The following is a 20,125-nucleotide window of genomic DNA, read 5'->3' as shown; positions in this document are numbered from 1 at the left end:
CCGACTTCAATACATCATTCTGTTGGTAAGTATTGCCAGCCCATGGGGTCGCATGAAATATACAATTGTTGTCGGCGCGCGCGTGCGGCCCTAAGTATTAACAAGTTCCGGTACGGAACGGAGTGACGATATGGTCGATGAAGCCAAGAAAAATGGCGTGCTGTCCATGGTTACCGATATTGTTGCGGCTCATTTGTCCAATAACACTGTGCCAGTTGGGGACATTCCGAAGCTTATTCACGAAGTATACGGCGCGCTGACCAACCTGGGCCAAACGCCGGCTAAGAGTGCCGAGCGGCAGGAGCCGGCCGTCTCTGTGAAGAAGTCGGTGACGGCCGACTACATCGTGTGTTTGGAGGACGGCAAGAAGCTGAAAATGCTGAAGCGCCACCTGCGCACGGCCTATGGCCTGACGCCGGAGCAATATCGCGAGAAGTGGGGTCTTCCTGCGGACTACCCGATGGTCGCGCCAAACTACGCCAAGAAGCGCAGCACCCTCGCGCGCCAGATCGGCCTCGGCACCGGCGGCCGGAAGCGCTAAGAAGCACTTGCGACTCGGCGAACGCGACTCGGGGATGATCTGACGCCGGCCAAAAGGTTTGCGCCGGCTGTATTCTGTGGGCAAAATGACTGACAATGGAATGAGCGAGCGGGAGCAACCGCGCGCGGATAGGGGCCGCCAGGCTCATGACAGCGGGGCATCATCGTGAGTGTTGTATCGCGACTTGAGAAACTGTGTCAGGACAAGGGCCTGAAGATGACAGAGCAGCGTCGCGTCATCGCGCGCGTGCTCTCGGATGCCGACGACCATCCGGATGTCGAACAGCTGTATCGTCGCGCATCCAAGATCGATCCCGGCATTTCGCTCGCCACCGTCTACCGCACCGTACGCCTGTTCGAGGAAGCCAGCATCCTGGAGCGCCACGATTTCGGCGATGGTCGCGCGCGGTATGAGGAAACGCCGGAGAGCCATCACGATCACCTGATCGACATCCAGTCGGGGCAGGTGATCGAGTTCAGCAATGAGGAAATCGAAAAGCTGCAGCACCGGGTGGCAGAGCAGTTGGGCTATAAGCTGGTCGGCCACCGGCTGGAGCTCTATGCCGTTCCGGCATCGGGCCGCAGCGGGGCCAAGAAGAAATGAACGCTCCCGCAGCGGAGCAGGAGCGGCCCGTCCATATCCACTTGGCGAGCCTGGAACTCCGTGTCGCAGAGAGCACGGCTGAGATCGAGGCGGCCCAGGCCCTGCGCTATCGCGTCTTCTATGAAGAGCTCAGCGCCAAGCCGACATCCGAAATGTCGGCGCTGCGCCGCGATTTCGACAGTTTCGATCCCTATTGCGATCACCTCATCATCATCGACCGGGACAAGGGTGAAGGCGCAGCCGGCATCATTGCGACCTATCGCCTGATGCGGCGCGAGCAAGCGAGCCGCCGCGGCCAGTTCTATTCGATCGATGAATTCGATATCTCGCCGCTGGTGAATTATCGCGGGGGGATCCTGGAGCTGGGTCGCTCCTGCGTCGATCCGGCTTATCGCACCAAGGCGGCGATGCAGCTGATGTGGAAGGGCATCGCCGACTACATCCTGCATTACAAGATCGGTGTGCTGTTCGGCTGCGCGTCGTTTCCCGGAACAGATCCTGCGGAGCACAAGGTGGCGCTCTCCTATCTCTATCATCGGCATCTGGCGCCGGCCGAATATCGGCCGCGCGCGCTGCCCGAGCGCTATGTCTCGATGAACATGATGTCGATCGAGGAGATCAACGAGAAGCGCGCCTTCATGGCATTGCCGCCGCTGATCAAGGGCTACCTGCGCTTGGGCGGGTTTGTCGGCGACGGCGCCGTCATCGATCCGCAATTCGGCACGGTCGATGTGAGCGTGATCGTCGTGCATGATTTGATCGCCGACAAATACACCAAGCACTACCACGACCAGGCCGCTGGCAAGACGGACGAGTCCAGTCCGACCGCCTGATCGCGCCATGTCCCTCGCCGAACCGCGCAGCATTTCCCAGGAAATCACCGATGATCCGCCGCTGGCGCCATCCGGCGTGACGCCGTTTGGGTCGAGTTATCTCGGTTTTTTCCGGCTCAGCCTTTATGGGCTCGTCACTTTGGTGCTGACGCCAGTGCAGATCCTGATCTTACTGGTTGCGCGGCGATTCTGGTGGGTGGTGCCCTACGCCTATCACAAGCTGTGCTGCCGCATCATGGGACTGAGGGTGCGGGTGGTCGGCAGCCCGACCAAGGAGCGCCCGGTCCTGTTCGTTAGCAACCACGTCTCCTATCTCGACATCCCGGCGCTGGGTTCGGTGGTCCCCGTCTCCTTCGTGGCGAAGACGGAAGTCGCGCAATGGCCGGGTTATGGCTTGCTCGCCAAATTGCAGCGCACGGTGTTCGTCGATCGCCGGCGCAACACGACGAGAAAGCAGCGCGATTCGATTCACGCGCGGCTGGTGGCGGGCGATGCGCTGGTGCTGTTCCCCGAAGGCACGTCCAACGACGGCAATCGCATCCTGCCGTTCCGCAGCGCGTTGCTGAGCGTGGCGGAAGCGGCGCCGGCCGCGCGACCATTGGTGATCCAGCCGGTCTCGATCGCCTATACCAGCGTCAATGGCGTGGCGCTGGGCTGGGGCCTGCGCCCGCTGGTGGCCTGGTACGGCGGGATGGAGCTGGGTGGGCATCTCTGGCGATTCACCCGGCTGGGCCGGGTCGAGGTGGTGGTGCAGTTCCATGACGAGGCGCGCCTCGGCGACTTCCCGTCACGCAAGGAACTCACCCGCCATTGCCAGGAGGCGGTGGCCGGCGGGGTCGACCGGGCACTCGGCGGGCGACTGCTTGCTGCGCCGCCTGACCTCAAGGAATCTCAACTATGACAGTTACTTAAGCCAACTTGGCGGAACTCAGCAAATCGAGTACAGGAGACGCCCCGCGCCATGTTAGAGTGGCAACGGGCAATCACCCACATGGAGCGAGCAAGGCCGGACCTGACGGCCGGTCGTAAACGGCATTGGCGAAGAAGCTTTATATCAAGACCTACGGCTGCCAGATGAATGTCTATGATTCCGCCCGCATGGCGGACGTCCTGGCGCCCCTTGGCTATGGCACGGCTGAAACGCCGGCTGATGCCGACATGGTCATCCTCAACACCTGCCACATCCGCGAAAAGGCTTCCGAGAAAGTGTTCTCCGAGCTTGGCCGTTTGCGCCGGACACGCGCCGAACGGCGCGAAGCGGGCGCCGACATGATCATCGCGGTCGCCGGCTGCGTCGCGCAGGCGGAAGGTGCGGAGATTTTGCGGCGAGCCCCAGAGGTCGACATCGTGCTCGGCCCGCAGACCTATCACCGCCTGCCGGAGATGGTGGCGCGCGCGACCCGCGCCCGCAGCCTGAAGGACGGCAAGAAGCGGCGCGGCGCCGGCGTGCTCGACACCGACTTTCCGCCGGAATCGAAGTTCGATCATTTGCCGGCACCGGCACCTGATCAGGCTGTCTCCGCGTTCCTCGCGATCCAGGAAGGGTGCGATAAGTTCTGCACCTTCTGCGTGGTGCCCTATACGCGCGGCGCGGAATTCTCCCGGCCGGTCACCCAAATCGTCGACGAAGCGCGCGCCCTGGTCGCCGCGGGTGCCCGCGAAATCACACTGCTGGGCCAGAACGTCAACGCCTATCACGGCGAAGCGCCGAACGGCGGCGAATGGGACTTGGGTCGCCTTGTGCGGCACTTGGCCGATGCGGTCGACGGCTTGCTGCGCATCCGTTACACGACGTCCCATCCGCGCGACATGGATGACGATTTGATCGCGGCCCACGCCGGGGTGCCGCAGCTGATGCCATTCCTCCATCTGCCGGTGCAGTCCGGATCCGACCGCGTGCTGGAAGCAATGAACCGTCAGCACGAGGCGCGCCGCTATTACGAGATCATCGAGCGCCTGCGCGCGGCGCGGCCGGACCTTGCCCTATCGTCCGATTTCATCGTCGGCTTCCCCGGCGAGAGCGAGGCTGATTTCGCAGCGACCTTGAAGCTGGTGGAAGAGATCGGTTTTGCCCAGGCCTTCTCGTTCAAATACAGCATCCGCCCCGGCACGCCGGGCGCGGCCATGGAGAACCAGGTTCCGGAGGACGTGAAGGACGAGCGGCTACAGCGCCTGCAGGCCGTGTTGAACGCGCAGCAGGTTGCCTTCAACCGCGCCATGGTCGGCCGCGTCCTGCCGGTCTTGCTCGAAAAGCCAGGGCGGCACGAAGGCCAACTGGTCGGCCGCTCTCCCTATCTGCAGGCCGTGCACGCGCCCGCGGATCAATCCGAAATCGGCACTGTTGTCGATTTGAGGATCGAGGATATCGGCCATTTCAGCCTGTCCGGCAGCCGCGTCCCATCCGAACACAAACCAAACCGTTCCAACCGCGAGACCCTGCAAGAGGCCGTTGCTTGAGCTTTCATCCCCTCGGTCACGTCGCCCCGCCGGTCCATCTGCAATTCGACGATAACCGGCTATTGCCATTGCTGTTCGGGGAGCACGACCAGCATCTGGCGCGACTGGAGCGGGAGCTAGGCGTCTCCATGGTCTCCCGCGGCAATCAGCTCATCATCTCCGGCGCCGAGGACAGCGTCACGGTCGCGCGGCAGATCCTGACCAGCCTCTATCAACGCCTGAAGCGCGGCCAGGAGGTGGACAAGCACGACGTCGACGCCGCCATCCGCCTGTCGCGGCAGGAGGATGAGGGGCGCACCGATGACGGCGCGGAACTGAACCTGTTCGGCACAGGCGCGCTCAAGGATGGCACCGCGATCAAGACCCAGAAGCGGCTGATCACGCCGCGCTCGCCCGCGCAGGCGCGCTACATCCGCATGCTGCATGATCAGGAACTGGTCTTCGGCATCGGCCCAGCCGGCACGGGCAAGACCTATCTGGCGGTCGCAGTGGCCGTCGCCATGCTGGCGAAGGGCACGGTAGATCGGATCGTCCTGTCGCGGCCAGCGGTCGAGGCGGGCGAACGTCTCGGCTTCCTGCCTGGCGACCTCAGGGAAAAGGTCGACCCCTATCTGCGCCCGCTCTATGACGCGTTGCACGATATGATGCCGGGTGACCAGGTGATGAAGCGCCTGACGACTGGCGAGATCGAGGTGGCGCCGCTCGCCTTCATGCGCGGCCGCACCCTGGCGAACTCGTACGTCATCCTGGATGAGGCGCAGAACACCTCGCCCATGCAGATGAAGATGTTTCTGACGCGCCTGGGCGAGAATTCGCGCATGGCAGTGACCGGCGATCTGACCCAGATCGACCTGCCGCCGGGCCAGAAGTCGGGCCTCAAGGACGCGCTCGAGGCGGTCGAGCATGTTGATGGCATCGGGACTGTCCGGTTCTCGGACAGAGACGTGGTACGCCATCACCTCGTTGCGAGGATCGTGAGTGCCTACGATACGCGCGACCGCAAGAAATCGCGGCGGCCCGCTGCCAGCACTGCGTCGTCCGGCAAGGAGGAAGACAGCAAGGAGGCGGACGGCTGACCGCCGTTCGAACGCGCTCTCACATGGCGGACCGACCTCGTCTCTCCATCGCGATCTCCATCGAAGATGCCAGCTGGACCAAACTGGTGCCGGAGGTGGCGCGTCTGTTGCGCCGGGCCGCGCGCGACGCGCTGGCCGAGGCGAAAGCCGACGGGTGGAAGGGCTCGCGCGTCGGACACGAAATCTCCTTCGTGCTGACCGACGACAAGCGGATGCGCTCCTTGAACCGCGCCTATCGCGGCAAGGACAAGCCGACCAACGTGCTCTCCTTCGCAGCGCTCGATGCCGCCAAGCTTGGCGCCATGGGTCCGAAGGCCGGCATGCCTTGGCTGCTGGGTGACGTGATTCTGGCCTCCGGCGTGATCGTCCAGGAAGCCAAGGCGCAGCGCAAGACCATCGCGCATCACCTGTCGCACCTGGCGGTGCATGGCGTGCTGCATCTGCTTGGCTACGATCACGAGGAAGATAAAGCGGCCGAGACAATGGAAGCGCTGGAAGTTGCCGCGCTGGCCGGCATGGGCATTGCCAATCCGTATGAGCTGCGCCGATGAGCGAACTCTCTGCCGAAGAAAGACAAAAGAAGGGATTGCGCAGCCTCTTCCGATTCCTGAGGCGCCGCGACAGCGAAGCCGCGTTGCGCGAAGCGATCGAGGAATTCATCGAAGAGAGCGAGACGGACGCCGACCAGCAGGCAATCGGCGAGTCCTCGCTGCTGCTGAACATCCTGAAGCTGGGCGAGAAGACCGCCCATGACGTGATGACGCCGCGGGTCGATATCCGCGCTGCGCCGGAAGACATCGATTTCCGCGGCCTCATACAGGTGGTGCGCGAACATGGACATTCGCGCGTGCCGATCTATCGCAACAATCTCGACGAGATCGTCGGCATCGTCCACATCAAGGATGTATTGCCCTACATCTTCGATCCGGAGAGTTTCCAGCTTGCCAAGATCATGCGCGCGCCGATGTTCGTGGCGCCGTCCATCCGCGTGCTCGATCTCCTGCTGCAGATGCGCCTGTCGCGCGCCCATATCGCGCTGGTAGTCGACGAGTTCGGCGGCATCGATGGCCTCGTCACCATCGAGGACCTGGTCGAAGAGGTGATCGGCGAAATCGAAGACGAGCACGATGTGGTGCGCGGGCCCAGCCTGGTGCAGCGCCCGGACGGTACCTGGCTCGCCGATGCACGCACGACCATCGAAGAGTTCGAGGAGCGCGTGGGCCCGGTGCTGACGGAGGAGGAGCGAGAGCACGATATCGATACGCTGGGCGGACTGGTCATGTCGCTCACCGACCGGGTGCCCTCGCGCGGCGAATTGGTGACGCATTCTTCGGGCATCGCCTTTGAAGTGATCGACGCCGATCCGCGCCGGATCAAGCGCCTGCGCGTCCGCAACGTCAAGCCGGTCGAAGCGGCCGAGCGCGCGTAATGCCGGCCATCGCGTTGAGAGACACCCCGCAGGGCGCCGCCGCTTCGGGCTTCGCCGGCCGCTACCAGGCGTGGTACCAGCGTCGCGGGCAATGGGCGCAGCGGCTGATCCTGATGATCTTCGGCGCGATCGCCGCGCTTGCCTTTGCGCCGGTTAACGCTCTGCCGCTCTTCGCCGTCGGTCTGGTTGCGCTGATCTGGACGGCGGAAATCACCGATAGTCGCCGGTCGGCATTTGCGGCCGGCTGGTGGTGGGGCTTCGGTCATTGCCTCGCCGGGTTCTTCTGGATCGCCAATTCCTTCCTGATCGACCCGGTGCGCTTCGGCTGGATGGTGCCGCCGGTGATCGCCGGCCTGGCCGCCTATATGGCCGTATATCCGGCGCTTGCGGTCGCGGCTTCGTGGCATCGCAACGCGCCGGCGCTCGCACGCGTGCTGCTGCTGGCGGCGGCCTGGACTATCGCCGAGTGGCTGCGCGGACATCTCCTCACGGGCTTTCCCTGGAATCTCGCCGCCTACGTCTGGAGCTTCGACGCGCCGATGATGCAGTCGGCCGCATTGTGGGGGGCGTGGGGCCTGAGCTTCTTCACGGTTCTGCTGGCCGGCCTTCTGTCGCTGATGGGACGCGGCAGCCGCAGTGTCACTATCCGCGCCGCGGTCGCCAGTGCAGTCCTACTGGCTGCGCTTTATGGCTACGGGTCATTTCGGCTGGGCATGACCTGGGCAACCCCCGCGGACTACAAGCCGGTCACGCTGCGCCTAGTCCAGGGCAACATCGATCAGTGGGAGAAGCTGACCGGCGCGCATCGCGATCGGGACATCGCGCAGCATCTTCGGCTCAGCGTGATGACGCCGGGGATCGAAAAGGTGCAAGCCGTCATCTGGCCGGAGACGGCGGCCACCCTCTTCCTGGATCGCAGCGAGGATTGGCGCCGCTATGTCGCCGCGGCCGCGCCGCCGGACGGCGTGCTTATCACCGGCACTCTGCGCGGCGATCCGCCGCAGGGCGAGCCGGACCTCTATTGGAATTCGCTCGCGGTCATCGATCCGCAGGCTGAGATCGTCGCCACGGCCGACAAGTTCCATCTGGTTCCGCTCGGCGAGTATGTGCCGATGCGCGACATCCTCGGCCCTTTCATCACCAAACTGACGGCTGGTGCCGGCGATTTCTCTGCTGGGCCCGGACCGGTGACTGTGCGCGCGCCTGGCTTGCCGCCCTTCAGTCCCCTTATCTGCTACGAGGTCATATTTCCCGGCGCGGTTCTCGATCCTGCCGATCGGCCGGCTTGGCTGCTGAACGTGACCAATGACGGATGGTTCGGCCGTTCGCCGGGACCATATCAGCACTTCGCGAGCGCGCGCTTCCGCGCGGTGGAGGAAGGTCTGCCGCTGGCACGTGCCGCCAACACCGGCATCACCGGCATGATCGACCCGTTCGGTCGTGTCACCGCTGCGCTTTCCTTGGGAACCGAGGGGGCACTTGATGTGTTGCTGCCAGCACCGCTTGCCCCCACAGTCTTTGCGCGCATCGGACTATTGCTCTCGGTCGTGCTCATCTTCGTGGCGCTGGCGGCGGGGGTCGGCTTGACCATGCGCGCAAATCGGCACAGGGTCTGACAGACCCGCCCGTTCGAGAACCTGTTGCGTGACCGCCACCCGAGCGCGACCATCCGATGCAACCGACCTCCTATACTTGTGGTGGGTTGTTAAGTCTGGAAAAAGCGAGAATATAAGCGATGCAATCCCTTAGAAATGAACCAAGAGAATCCAGGAAAATGGCGCGACCACGCAAATCGTCCGGCCGCATGGCCAGCAAAGGCTTCCCCAATCCCATTGACGTTCATGTCGGCAGCCGCATCCGGCTGCGTCGGACGCTGTTGGGGATGAGCCAGGAGCGGCTTGCCGAAGCGATCGGCCTCACCTTTCAGCAGGTGCAGAAATACGAGCGTGGCGCGAATCGCGTGGGCTCCAGCCGCCTGTACGATTTGGCGCGTGTCCTGGACGTTCCGGTCTCCTATTTCTTCGAGGACATGGCGCCCGGTGTGCAGGACAAGACGCCGTCGAAGCTGATGGGCTTGGCCCATCCGCCCGCACCCGATTATGAGCCGGATCCGATGGCCAAGCGCGAGACGCTGGAACTGGTGCGCGCCTACTACAAGATCGGCGATCCGGCGGTTCGCAAGCGCATCTTCGAGCTGACCAAATCGATCGCAAAGTCTTATCGCGACGACGAGGACTAATTAACACCGCCGGCGAGTAATTCTTGCTCAACCGGCGCTTGACCGGCCGGTCTTGCTCAACCAATATCCCGCCACCCGACGCGCCGGGCTCGCCAAACGGGCCAGTCCGGCGTGTTGTTTTGCTGCGATATCCTGTTGAGTGTCTGAGGGGCGAACCTTGTCCAAGAAATCTTATCTGTTCACCAGCGAGAGCGTTTCCGAGGGCCATCCGGACAAGGTCTGCGATCGCATTTCAGACAGCATCGTCGATGCATTCCTGGCCGCCGATCCCGAATCGCGAGTCGCGGTCGAGACTCTCTGCACCACCAATCGCGTGGTCCTGGCCGGCGAGGTGCGCGGGCCCAGGAGCGTCACCCATGATGTGATGAGGGAATGCGCACGCAACGCCATCAAGGACATCGGCTACGATCAGGCCGGCTTCAGCTGGAAGACCGCCGAGATCGATTGCTTTGTGCACGCGCAGTCCGTGGACATCGCTCAGGGCGTCGACGCCGCCGGCAACAAGGATGAAGGCGCCGGCGATCAGGGCATCATGTTCGGCCATGCGGTGAACGAGACCGAGCACCTGATGCCGGCGCCGATCTACTTTGCTCATCGCATCCTGAAGCTCCTGTCCGAGGCGCGCCGCTCCGGCGCGGAACCGGGCCTCGGCCCCGATGCCAAGAGCCAGGTGACGTTGCTGTACGAGAACGGCAAGCCAGTGAAGGCGACCTCGGTCGTCGTTTCCACGCAGCACGCCGAAAACCTCGATCAGGCCGCGGTGCGCGAGATTGTGCGGCCCTACGTGAAGCAGGTGCTGCCCGAGGGTTGGATGTGCCCCGAGCACGAATTCTACGTGAACCCGACCGGCCGCTTCGTGATTGGCGGGCCGGACGGTGATGCAGGCCTCACCGGCCGCAAGATCATCGTCGACACCTATGGCGGCGCGGCCCCGCATGGCGGCGGCGCCTTCTCCGGCAAGGATCCCACTAAGGTCGACCGTTCGGCCGCCTACGCCGCCCGCTATCTGGCGAAGAACGTGGTGGGCGCGAAGCTGGCCGACAAATGCACCATCCAGCTGTCCTACGCGATAGGGGTCTCCAAGCCGCTGTCGGTCTATGTGAACACCTACGGCACCGGCAAGGTCGATGAGGAAAAGCTCATCAAGGTCCTGACCGAGATGATGGACTTGAGCCCGCGCGGCATCCGCCAGCACCTGAAGCTCAACCGGCCGATCTATGGGCGCACGGCGGCGTACGGCCACTTCGGACACGAGCCGGAGGCCGACGGCGGCTTCTCGTGGGAGAAGCTCGACCTCGTCGCTGGGCTGCAGGCCGCGTTCAACTAGCCGCGTTTCTTTTTTGCGCTGATGAAGCCGGATCGCACGACGATGCCGGAGGCCAGGGATTCTGAGAACAGGCGTTTCTATGGACGCCGCAAGGGGCGCCCTCTGCGCAAGGGCCAGCAGCATCTGATCGAGACGCTGCTGCCGCGCCTTGCTGTCGACTTGCCTGGATCAGGCAAGCTCGATCCGCGCGCGCTGTTTCCGCACAAGCCGGATCAAGTGTGGCTGGAGATCGGTTTCGGCGGCGGCGAGCATCTCGCCGAGCAGGCGCGTGCTCATCCGGAGGCCGGGCTGATCGGCTGCGAAGTCTTCCTGAACGGCATCGCGACTCTGCTGAGCCAGGTTTCGTCGCTCGGTCTCTCGAACGTGCGGGTCTATCCGGAGGACGCGCGCGATCTGCTGGACGCCTTGCCGGACGCGTCACTGGACCGGGTCTTTCTGCTGTTCCCCGATCCTTGGCCGAAGCGGCGCCATGCCGACCGGCGCTTCATCCAGCCCGCCAATCTGGACCAGCTGGCGCGCCTCATGAAACCGGGCGCCGAATTCCGGGTCGCCAGCGATGATCCGATCTATATCGGCTGGGTGCTCGCCCATCTGATCCGCCACCCCGCCTTCCGCTGGACCGCCCGGACGCCGGGCGATTGGCGCGCGAGGCCGGCCGATTGGCCTGGAACCCGCTATGAATCCAAGGCTTTGCGCGAGGGCCGCCGGCCCGTCTTCCTGCGATTTACGCGGCGTTAGTCCCCAACCGGTCTTGAATTGTCTCGGATGGGACCCGAGAATCTAAAAATCATGAGCGACTCGGAAGCGCGGCTGACCGCGGTTCTCGGCCCTACCAATACCGGCAAGACCTATTTGGCCATGGAGCGGTTGATCGGTCACCGCTCCGGCATGATCGGATTCCCACTGCGGCTGCTGGCGCGCGAAAACTACGACCGCCTGGTCAAGGTGAAGGGCCCCGCCAAGGTGGCGCTGGTGACCGGCGAGGAAAAGATCGTTCCGCCCGGCGCACGCTACTTCGTCTGCACGGTCGAATCGATGCCGGTCGAGCGGCCGGTCGCCTTCGTCGCGATCGACGAGATCCAGCTCGCCGCCGACCCGGAGCGCGGCCACATCTTCACCGACCGGCTGCTGCATGCGCGCGGTCTCGAAGAGACCATGGTGATGGGCTCGGACTCCATCAGCCGCTGGGTCCGCGCCCTGGTGCCCAAGACCGAGTTCATCCAGCGGCCGCGCTTTTCGACGCTCAGCTATGCCGGGCCGAAGAAGATCACGCGCCTGCCGTCGCGCAGCGCGGTGGTCGCCTTCTCTGCGGCCGAGGTCTACGCGATCGCCGATCTGATCCGGCGACAGCGCGGCGGCACCGCGATCGTCATGGGCGCGCTTTCGCCACGCACGCGCAACGCGCAGGTGGAGATGTACCAGGCGGGCGAGGTCGATTACCTGGTGGCGACCGATGCCATCGGCATGGGCCTCAACATGGACGTCAATCACGTGTGCTTCGCGGCGTTGCGCAAGTTCGACGGGCGCGTCGCGCGACCTCTCACCAAGGCGGAGATCAGCCAGATCGCTGGACGCGCCGGACGCCACATGAGCGACGGCACCTTCGGCACCACCGCCGAAGTGGGTCCGATGGATCCTGAGATCGTCGATGCGGTGGAGAACCACCGCGTCGATCCGCTGACGCATCTGATGTGGCGGCGCGCCGATCTCGATTTCCGATCGATCGATCATCTGCTGCGCAGCCTGGAGACGCGCCCACCGTATCCGGGCCTCATCCGCCAGCAGGAGGCGGAGGATCACCAATCGCTGCAGCACATGGCGCGCGATCCGGAGATCATGGAGCTGGCGCGCGGTCGCGATCGCGTCGCGCTGTTGTGGGAGGTCTGCCAGGTGCCGGACTTCCGCAAGCTGATGACCGATGCGCATGTGCGCCTTCTGTTGCAGCTCTATCGGTTCCTGATCAAAGGGCGACTGCCGAACGATTGGGTGGCGGACCAGATCGCGCGGCTCGACCGCATCGAAGGCGATATCGATCAGCTGACGCAGCGCATCGCTCATGTCCGCACCTGGTCCTACATCGCGAACCGCGCCGACTGGGTGCAGGATCCCGGCCATTGGCAGGCGCGCACGCAAGCGGCCGAAGATCGTCTGTCGGAGGCGCTGCATGCCGCGCTCACCCAGCGCTTCGTCGATCGCCGACGCGCGGCTCTGCACCGCCGCCTCAAGTCGGGCAGCGACGTCGTCGCAGCAGTGAACGCCGCAGACGAGGTCATCGTCGAGGGTCACGTCGTCGGCACGCTCGCAGGCCTGAGTTTCTCCGCTATCTCCGGCGTCGATGCGGACGAGGCGAAGCCCTTGTTCGCGGCGGCGCGGCGCGCGCTAGGGCCAGCGCTGGCCGATCGCGCCGCGCAACTGACCGAAGATGATGATGGGCAGTTCAAGCTCACCGAGGCCGGCGACATCCTGTGGCGCCGCGCCATCGTGGCGAGCCTAAAGCCCGGTGATGGCCCGCTTCATCCGCGCCTGGAGCTGAAGGTCGACGACCTGTTGGACGGCGGTTTCCGCCGCATGATCGACAAGCGCCTGCGGGCCTGGGTCGACGCGACCTTGCAGCGCCGCTTGCGACCGCTGTTCACCTTGATGAGTGCGGAGCTGTCGGCCCACGCGCGCGGCCTTGCCTATCAGGTGGCGGAGGCGCTGGGCGCCTTGCCGCGCCGGCAAGTCGCACAACAGATCGCCCAACTCGGCAAGGAGGATCGCCGCCGCCTGCGCGCCTTGGGCCTGCGCCTGGGGAGGGAGACGGTCTGGTTGCCGACCCTGGGCGGGCGTGCGGCGCGTCACCTGCTGATGCGCCTGCAGGCGATCCACGCGCAAAGTGGACAGGCCCTGCCCGACCTGGCGGGTGATCTGGTCGCGCTGCCGGAGCCCGTGCCGGATCGCCTGCTGGCGGTCGCCGGCTATCGCGCCATCAACGGCCATGCGCTGAGCTTCGACCGGCTGGAGCGCCTGTCGGAGCGCACGCATCGCCTGTCGGCGCAGGGAGCGCTGAAGTGGGATTCCGCGCTGGCGGCCTCGCTCGACGTGCCGCAGGAGTTGGTGCGGCCGCTGATGAGCGAACTGGGCTTCATCGCCGAGGGCAAGCGCACGGAAGAGAGCTACAAGCGCCGGCGGCAAGCGCGCCGGGCACCGGTTCCGCTGCCTGACCCCAATTCGCCCTTCTCGATCCTCGCGCGCCTGCGCGAGACATCGCGCTAACGATGACTGGGGGCTCGCTGCGGCTGGACAAATGGCTGTGGTTCGCCCGCTTCGTGAAGACGCGTTCTCTCGCGACCAAGCTGGTGATCGACGGCCGCATGCGGGTCAACGGCGTGCCGACGCAGAAGGCGCACTACGCGATCAAGGTTGGCGATGTGCTGACCTTTCCGCTGGGGCCACATATCCGCGTGATCAAGGTGGTCGCCCTGGGCAGCCGGCGCGGACCGGCGACAGAAGCACAATCGCTCTATGAGGATCTGGATCCGCCGCGCCCGCCTGTCGCACAGCAGGCCACGGATGCGCGGTCCTTCGAACAGCGCGAGGCGGGCGCGGGCCGACCGACCAAGCGCGATGGCCGCAAGATTGCGCAGCTCAAATCGAGCGAGCCCAGCTGATCCGCCGAGACATGGCTGCTGCGCAGCGCACGCAAGTGCAGCGGACGCGCTGTTGCATGCCACTATGTGCTGTGCTAACTCCGCGCCGATTGAACGCGGGTCCCAGGCATTTCACACCGCGAAGCGACGGAGTTGATCGATGGCATATGTCGTGACCGAGGCTTGCATCAAGTGCAAGTACATGGATTGCGTGGAGGTGTGCCCGGTCGATTGTTTCTATGTCGGCGAGAACATGCTGGTGATCCATCCAGACGAGTGCATCGATTGTGGTGTGTGCGAGCCCGAATGCCCAGCCGATGCCATCCTGCCGGACAGCGAAGCCGGCATGGAGAAATGGCTGGAGATCAACCGGCAATACGCCGCTGAATGGCCGAACATCACGCGCAAGGGCGAAGCGCCGGCCGACGCCGATCAATGGAAGGGCGTGGCTGAGAAATTCGCCCAGCATTTCAGCCCGAACCCTGGAAAAGTCTAGCTCTTCCAGAGTTTTGGCCTGAGGGGGTGCCCACAGTGGAACCGCACTGGTTCCCTGAAAAGGTTAACTGCGCCTGCTGCATGTCTGCCCTTCCTTGAACCAAAAGGGCGTTTCTGATATATATTTTGTCAGGTCTGGTTGGCGGCGCGCATTGGTTAACAGCGGGTTTCCCAGGCGCTGGTTTTAGCCGCCCAAGCCTACAAATAGCGTGTTCCCAGTCCGGATCCACAAGGGTCCGGGAGCGGTGTTTGGCTGCTATGCGGTACCGGGGCAGGTCATCTGCTTCGCCTGCATTGAGGGCTTCGCAACGAGGCCTCCTGTGTGGAGGTTTTCCAGATGCGGACGGCGGCCCGGTTCGGAGGTTAGATCGTGGTTGAGAAGGCGAAGAAGAGCGTGGCGAAGGATAGTAAGGAGAAGGATTCCGGCTTCCGGAAGGGTGATTTCGTCGTTTACCCGACTCATGGCGTCGGGAAGGTCCTGGGCGTAGAGATCCAGGAGGTTTCTGGTCATTCCCTGCAGCTGATCATTATTCATTTTGAGAAGGACCGTATGACCCTGCGCGTGCCGGTCGCCAAGGCGAAGAATTCCGGCCTGCGCAAGCTCTCTTCGCGCAAGGTGATGGATGCCGCCCTGCAGACCCTGAAGGGTCGCTCGCGGGTGAAGCGCGCCATGTGGTCGCGCCGGGCCCAGGAATATGAGGCCAAGATCAATTCCGGTGACCCGGTTTCGATCGCCGAGGTGGTGCGCGATCTGCATCGCAATGCGGACCAGCCAGACCAGTCCTACAGCGAGCGGCAGATCTACCAAGCCGCTCTGGACCGTCTGGTGCGCGAGCTGGCGGCGATCGATGGCATCGACGAGCAGTCCGCTCATCAGCGTCTGCATCAAGTGCTGAAGGCCGTGGCCGCTTAACAGCGGCCCATCCTCTAAACCCGAGCTCTCTCCTCGAGAGGCCCCCTAGCGGCGGGACTTTCGGGTCTCGACCGTCGGACGGATGGCTCCCCGCCATCCGTCGGGGGATTTCGATTCGCTTTGGCCCGGCGGTCGGTGGCTTGCTACAGTCCTGCGGTGCTCCGATTCGTTCGGAACTGCCGGCTTCCGGGAAGCTTCAACCACAATGTCCGAGCAAGAGAAATTCGCCGTCCTGCGCGCCGCGCGGCGCATCTGGGCGATATCGCCGGTGCACGGCGACATGGCGCGGCTGCGCGCGCTGCACGGCTATGTGGCCGAGCAGTTCCAGGAGGGCGACCGTCTGATCTACCTGGGTGGCATGCTCGGCCGCGGCAGCGACGTCGCCGGCGTGGTGGATGAGCTGGTGAGCTTTCGCCGGCAGATCCTGGCGCGACCGCACATGTTCACCATCGATATCGCGTATCTGCGCGGCCAGCAGGAAGTGATGTGGCAGAAGCTGCTGCAGCTGCAGTTCGCGCCGAACCCCAAGGAAGTGCTGCCCTGGATGCTGCAACAGGGCGTCGGCACCACCATCACCGCTTATGGCGGCGATCCGGCTGAGGGCATCATCCGCTGCCGCGAAGGCGCCCTTGCCATCACGCGCTGGACCAACAGCCTGCGCACCGCCATGCAGGCGCGCCCCGGCCACTATCAGCTGATGGCGGAGCTGCGCCGCGCCGCCTACACCGACGATTACGGCCTGTTGTTCGTCCATGCCGGCATAGATCCCGACCGCCCGCTCGATGCGCAAGGCGACACGCTGTGGTGGGGCAGCGCCGGTTTCGCCGCGCTCAATCATCCGTACGGCGAATTCCTGAAGGTGGTGCGCGGCTTCGACCGCCATCATGCCGGCCCGGCCATGAGCGATTTTGCCGTCACGCTCGATGGCGGCTGCGGCTATGGCGGCAAGGCGCTGGTCGCATGCCTCGATGCCAAGGGCGACATCCTCGATCTGGTCGAGGCGTGAGGGCGTCACCCCATCGGCATGCGGAACACCCGGGTTGCGGTGCTGCGGCCGTGGAATAGCTGGTCGCCGACGTCGATCAGCGCCACGCCTGGTGGCAGGACCGATGCCAGCTCACCACTGATCACGATCACCGCATCCGACACGCCGTCGTCGACCTCGCGCGCGAACTGCTCCAGCCGCTGCGCCACGTTCACCGTATCGCCGACGAGCGTGTAGTTGACGCGGCCCGGAGCGCCGATGTTGCCGACCAGAGCCGGGCCCCTGTGGATGCCGATGCGGATGCGGATCGGCTTCAGCCCCTTGCGTGCGCGGCGTTCATTGTCCGCTTGCAGCTTCCGCGCAACGCGCTGCGCGGCCCGGACGGCGCGCTCGGCGCGATCCTCCTGGTCCAGCGGCGCGCCCCAGAATGCCATGATGGAATCGCCGATGTATTTGTCGATGGTACCGCCCTCCTGGTCGATGATCGCGCCCAGCAATCCGAAATGGCGGTTGAGCAGGGCCGCGACCTTGGCGGCGGGGCGGCCTTCCGCGATCTGGGAGAAGCCGACGATGTCGGTGAAGAGCACCACGATATCGCGCTCGCGCGAGATCAGCTCTTCACCGCTTTTCATCAGCAGCGGGGTGAGCGAGCGCGGGATGTAGTTGCTGAGCCATTGCAGGCCGTTGCGCATGGCCCGCTGAGCTTCCACGGCGCGCTCGACCTCCTTGATGAGGCTCGACTTGATCTCGAGCGGCGTGAAGTCGAGTCGTGCCAGCCGCTGTCCGGACTGAGAGAGAACGATCATCGGCCTGGCGATCGACCGGCCGAGCCAGTACGCCAACCCGAGCGCAATCAGCAGCACGATCAGCGCAAACGGAATGGCGCGGTTGATGGTCGCATAGGATTGCGCGACCCAGGTCTCAGGCAGGTGATAGCCGACGAACCACGCGTCGGGGCCGTAGCCGGTGAGACGCCGATGGATGACGAAGTGTGTTCCGTCCGGCAGCGCCACGCGCTCCATATGAAGGCCGGTCTGCGGGGCGTCCCGATGCTGGTCGGCCGCGCCGGCACTGGGCGGCCATTGCATCGCCGCGAGCACCGGATCGGGGAATTCCTGACGATCGGCCAGGATCGCGCCGTCCCGCCATTCCCGCCCTGGCGGCACATCCTTCGCGGTGCTGCCGTGCATGAGGATGTGACCGTCGGGAGTCAGCACAAACGGCACCAGCCCGCTAACCCCCGACAGGCGTGCGAGCCGCTCCGATGCGGCGCGCGTCGACACCGCGGCGCCGATGATGCCGATCACGTCGCCCTGTCGGAACACCGGCGCGACAGCAATGAGCAGCGGGCCGGTCTCCCAATCGAACTGGATCGGCCGAGACCAGAATTGCGCGCGGCGGCGCGTGGCCTCGGCGAGCAGCGCAGGCACCTGCGTCTCGTCAGTCACGTGCGTGACTTTGGCGCTATAGCCGCGGCCGTTCTCGTTCTGGCCGGCCCAGACCAGGCGGTGATCGAGCCCCACATAGGCGACGGCGCGCAGCTGGCGCACGGCGGCGAGCGAACCCAGCAGCAGATCCTGGAGCCTCTGATTGTTCTTTGGATCTACCTGATCGCGGCTGAGGATATCGGCCAGGAACTTGGATTGGTCGGCCGCCGGCTGCAGTTGCGATTCAATCATCTCGGTCAGTTGCGCAAGGGAGGAGCGGCCGAGATCCTCCACCAGCTGAGTGGTGGAGACGAGGCCGGCTACGTAGAAGCGCACGCCGATGACCACCGCCATCACGCTGGTCATGCCACCCAGCACCAGAACGAGCACGACCCAGATCGGCACGCGCAAGCGGCGCTTTGCGAAGCTGTCCCGCATAAGATGCATGGTCATGAGTCAGTGCTTGGAATCGCCAACATGACCCATGGGTTGTAGCACAGTTGCCGGCGAAGCAAGACCTCTCTCCCCTCGCCAGTGCTGATAGCCATTTCGTCGAGGCCCCGCACGGACGCAGGGTGCGGCTGTCGGGGCGCTAGTACGTGACGATCTTCACCTTTTGCCCGGCCTGCACCTGCTGGCCGCTGGTCAGCCCGTTCAACACGCGGAACCAGCCTTCCTTCTCGCTTGCCACGTCCATGCGGCTGGCGAGCGACTGCACCGTCTCGCCGGCCTTGACCGTCACGACGCGGATGCGCCGGGGCTTGTTGAATTGCGCCGCTTCGTTGCCGTCGATCTGGCGGAAGCTGTAGGCGATCTTCTGGAAATCGCTGTCGTAGCGCGTGCCGAGATCGGCGAGCGACAGGAACACGAATTCGTAGACCTTGCCGCTGGAATGACGAATCAGCACGGCGCGATAGTTGGCGCTGCCCGACTTGGTGTTGACGCGGGTGACACCCATGGCCGCTTCCATTCCGTTGACGGTAATGGGCTCGATATTCTTGAAGACGATGTTTCCCTTGGGATCATAGTTCTGCAACGCCGCGGTCAGACTGCCGGAAGGCTGAGGACTGGCGAGCGCCAGGTTGCCCAGCGTGCCCTTGGGGCCTTTGATCGCGACCACATCCGGGAGATTGACCAGCTTGTATCCGCTCGGCACCTCGAATGCGAAGCGCAGCGGCGGATGCACGAATTTGCCGCCGGCAATCACGCCCTGCGCGGGATCATCACCGAACATGATGCCGTCGATCTTCTGCAGATAGATGTCGCGCTCCAGCATCGCCCCGGGCTGCGCGCCACCGGCTTCCTGGATCGCGCGCTGCACACGATCGACGGTGCGCGGATGCGAAGCCAGCATGTTCTGGTCGTCGACTACGTTCGGGTCCTTGCCGGCGATCTTTGCCTCGAGCTGAGTCTGGGAGCGCAATGCCGCGAGGAAGCTTGCGGCAGCCTGCGGATCATAGGTCGCGCGCTTCATGTAGCGGACACCAAGAGTATCGGCTTCGAACTCCTGCTCCTGCGAATAGCCGGCGAGGCGCACCTGGCCGTATTGCGAGGCGAGCCCGCCCGCAAGTTCGGCGCCGGTCTGGCCGCCGAGAACAGCGCCTAGCAAGGTCGCGCCGATGACGCCCAGCTGCGTTTGTTGTGTCTGGCCGGCGCGTTCTGCCGTATGGCGCGCGGTAATGTGGCCGGTCTCGTGACCCAGTACGCTGGCGAGCTCAGCCTCGTTGTTGGCGAGCGCCAGCAGACCGCGGGTCGTGTAGATGTAGCCGCCCGGGACGGCGAAGGCGTTGACGTCCGGCGTGTTGAGGACGGTGAAGGTGTATTGAACCTCCTTGCGCTCGGACGTGGCAGCGATGAACTGGCCCACCGAGCTGACATAGGCGTTGAGGTCCGGCCTCTCCTTGTACTCGCCGCCGAACTCCTGCAGGATCTTCGGATGCTCCTGGCGGCCGAGCTGCGCTTCCTGTTGCACGGAGATCGGGGTGGAGAAGGTGCGGCCGGTCGCCGGGCTGGTCGCGGTCGTGCCGCAGCCGCTGGCCAAGGCGCCGAGGGCGACCGTCAGCAGGGCGAGGTGACGCCATGTCTTGGTGGTTGAGGGTCTACTCATGGCGATCACTCCTTGAGGTCCTTGGCTCAATGGCTCGAGCAACGAGTCTATCGTCCTGCCGGTT

The 20,125-nt window shown here is 64.5% G+C and carries 19 protein-coding genes; 17 read left to right on the top strand and 2 right to left on the bottom strand.

Annotated elements, in window-relative coordinates:
* The first annotated feature begins 130 nt into the window (after positions 1–130).
* The 17 genes from DTX69_RS10930 to DTX69_RS10850 all read left to right on the top strand — a co-directional run bounded on the left by DTX69_RS10930 (position 131) and on the right by DTX69_RS10850 (position 16,548).
* On the top strand, positions 131–541 hold the full coding sequence (locus tag DTX69_RS10930; protein ID WP_119301575.1) for a MucR family transcriptional regulator: 411 nt from the start codon (positions 131–133) through the stop codon (positions 539–541).
* Between the two features lie 216 nt (positions 542–757).
* Positions 758–1,144 (top strand): Fur family transcriptional regulator, encoded by a 387-nt coding sequence (locus tag DTX69_RS10925; RefSeq protein ID WP_119301574.1) that lies wholly within the window; start codon positions 758–760, stop codon positions 1,142–1,144.
* Positions 1,141–1,977, top strand: coding sequence for a GNAT family N-acetyltransferase (locus tag DTX69_RS10920; protein WP_119301573.1), 837 nt, complete (start codon positions 1,141–1,143; stop codon positions 1,975–1,977). The genes DTX69_RS10925 and DTX69_RS10920 overlap by 4 nt, the downstream gene beginning before the upstream one ends.
* Positions 1,978–1,984: 7 nt before the next feature.
* Positions 1,985–2,878, top strand: coding sequence for a lysophospholipid acyltransferase family protein (locus tag DTX69_RS10915; RefSeq protein ID WP_119301572.1), 894 nt, complete (start codon positions 1,985–1,987; stop codon positions 2,876–2,878).
* Between the two features lie 134 nt (positions 2,879–3,012).
* Positions 3,013–4,434, top strand: coding sequence for a tRNA (N6-isopentenyl adenosine(37)-C2)-methylthiotransferase MiaB (gene miaB, locus DTX69_RS10910; protein ID WP_119301571.1), 1,422 nt, complete (start codon positions 3,013–3,015; stop codon positions 4,432–4,434).
* Positions 4,431–5,510, top strand: a complete 1,080-nt coding sequence (locus DTX69_RS10905) for a PhoH family protein (protein ID WP_284735694.1) — start codon at positions 4,431–4,433, stop codon at positions 5,508–5,510. The genes miaB and DTX69_RS10905 overlap by 4 nt, the downstream gene beginning before the upstream one ends.
* Before the next feature lie 23 nt (positions 5,511–5,533).
* A complete protein-coding gene (gene ybeY, locus DTX69_RS10900) occupies positions 5,534–6,061 on the top strand; it encodes an rRNA maturation RNase YbeY (RefSeq protein WP_119301569.1) in 528 nt (175 codons plus the stop codon).
* Positions 6,058–6,939 carry a hemolysin family protein gene (locus DTX69_RS10895; protein ID WP_119301568.1) on the top strand — a complete coding sequence of 294 codons (882 nt, stop codon included), beginning with the start codon at positions 6,058–6,060 and terminating at the stop codon, positions 6,937–6,939. The genes ybeY and DTX69_RS10895 overlap by 4 nt, the downstream gene beginning before the upstream one ends.
* A complete protein-coding gene (gene lnt / locus DTX69_RS10890; protein WP_119301567.1) occupies positions 6,939–8,555 on the top strand; it encodes an apolipoprotein N-acyltransferase in 1,617 nt (538 codons plus the stop codon). The genes DTX69_RS10895 and lnt overlap by 1 nt, the downstream gene beginning before the upstream one ends.
* A 158-nt stretch (positions 8,556–8,713) precedes the next feature.
* On the top strand, positions 8,714–9,178 hold the full coding sequence (locus DTX69_RS10885) for a helix-turn-helix domain-containing protein (RefSeq protein WP_119301566.1): 465 nt from the start codon (positions 8,714–8,716) through the stop codon (positions 9,176–9,178).
* Positions 9,179–9,335: 157 nt separating this feature from the next.
* Positions 9,336–10,505, top strand: coding sequence for a methionine adenosyltransferase (gene metK, locus DTX69_RS10880; RefSeq protein WP_119301565.1), 1,170 nt, complete (start codon positions 9,336–9,338; stop codon positions 10,503–10,505).
* Positions 10,506–10,547: 42 nt separating this feature from the next.
* Complete coding sequence (gene trmB / locus DTX69_RS10875) at positions 10,548–11,243, top strand: tRNA (guanosine(46)-N7)-methyltransferase TrmB (RefSeq protein WP_119301770.1); 696 nt, start codon at positions 10,548–10,550, stop codon at positions 11,241–11,243.
* Positions 11,244–11,294: 51 nt separating this feature from the next.
* Positions 11,295–13,760, top strand: a complete 2,466-nt coding sequence (locus DTX69_RS10870; protein WP_119301564.1) for a helicase-related protein — start codon at positions 11,295–11,297, stop codon at positions 13,758–13,760.
* A 2-nt stretch (positions 13,761–13,762) separates the two neighbouring features.
* The gene (locus DTX69_RS10865; RefSeq protein WP_119301563.1) at positions 13,763–14,155 is read left to right on the top strand and encodes an RNA-binding S4 domain-containing protein; all 393 of its coding nucleotides are present in this window, start codon (positions 13,763–13,765) and stop codon (positions 14,153–14,155) included.
* Between the two features lie 139 nt (positions 14,156–14,294).
* Positions 14,295–14,630 carry a ferredoxin FdxA gene (gene fdxA / locus DTX69_RS10860; protein WP_119301562.1) on the top strand — a complete coding sequence of 112 codons (336 nt, stop codon included), beginning with the start codon at positions 14,295–14,297 and terminating at the stop codon, positions 14,628–14,630.
* 369 nt (positions 14,631–14,999) lie between these two features.
* Entirely contained in the window at positions 15,000–15,542 is a 543-nt protein-coding gene (locus tag DTX69_RS10855; protein ID WP_407643979.1) for a CarD family transcriptional regulator, read from the top strand.
* A 205-nt stretch (positions 15,543–15,747) separates the two neighbouring features.
* Positions 15,748–16,548 (top strand): hypothetical protein, encoded by an 801-nt coding sequence (locus DTX69_RS10850; RefSeq protein WP_119301561.1) that lies wholly within the window; start codon positions 15,748–15,750, stop codon positions 16,546–16,548.
* Between the two features lie 5 nt (positions 16,549–16,553).
* Here DTX69_RS10850 and DTX69_RS10845 read toward each other — a convergent pair whose 3' ends face one another.
* Positions 16,554–18,407, bottom strand: coding sequence for an adenylate/guanylate cyclase domain-containing protein (locus DTX69_RS10845; RefSeq protein WP_119301560.1), 1,854 nt, complete (start codon positions 18,405–18,407; stop codon positions 16,554–16,556).
* Between the two features lie 139 nt (positions 18,408–18,546).
* Positions 18,547–20,061: a M48 family metalloprotease gene (locus tag DTX69_RS10840; RefSeq protein ID WP_162917078.1), complete on the bottom strand. Its 1,515-nt coding sequence runs from the start codon at positions 20,059–20,061 to the stop codon at positions 18,547–18,549.
* Positions 20,062–20,125 lie beyond the last annotated feature (64 nt).

The sequence above is a fragment of the Dongia deserti genome (assembly GCF_003574735.1).
In the GTDB taxonomy this organism is placed as follows: domain Bacteria; phylum Pseudomonadota; class Alphaproteobacteria; order Dongiales; family Dongiaceae; genus Dongia_A; species Dongia_A deserti.
This window is presented reverse-complemented; position numbering and strand designations above follow the sequence as displayed.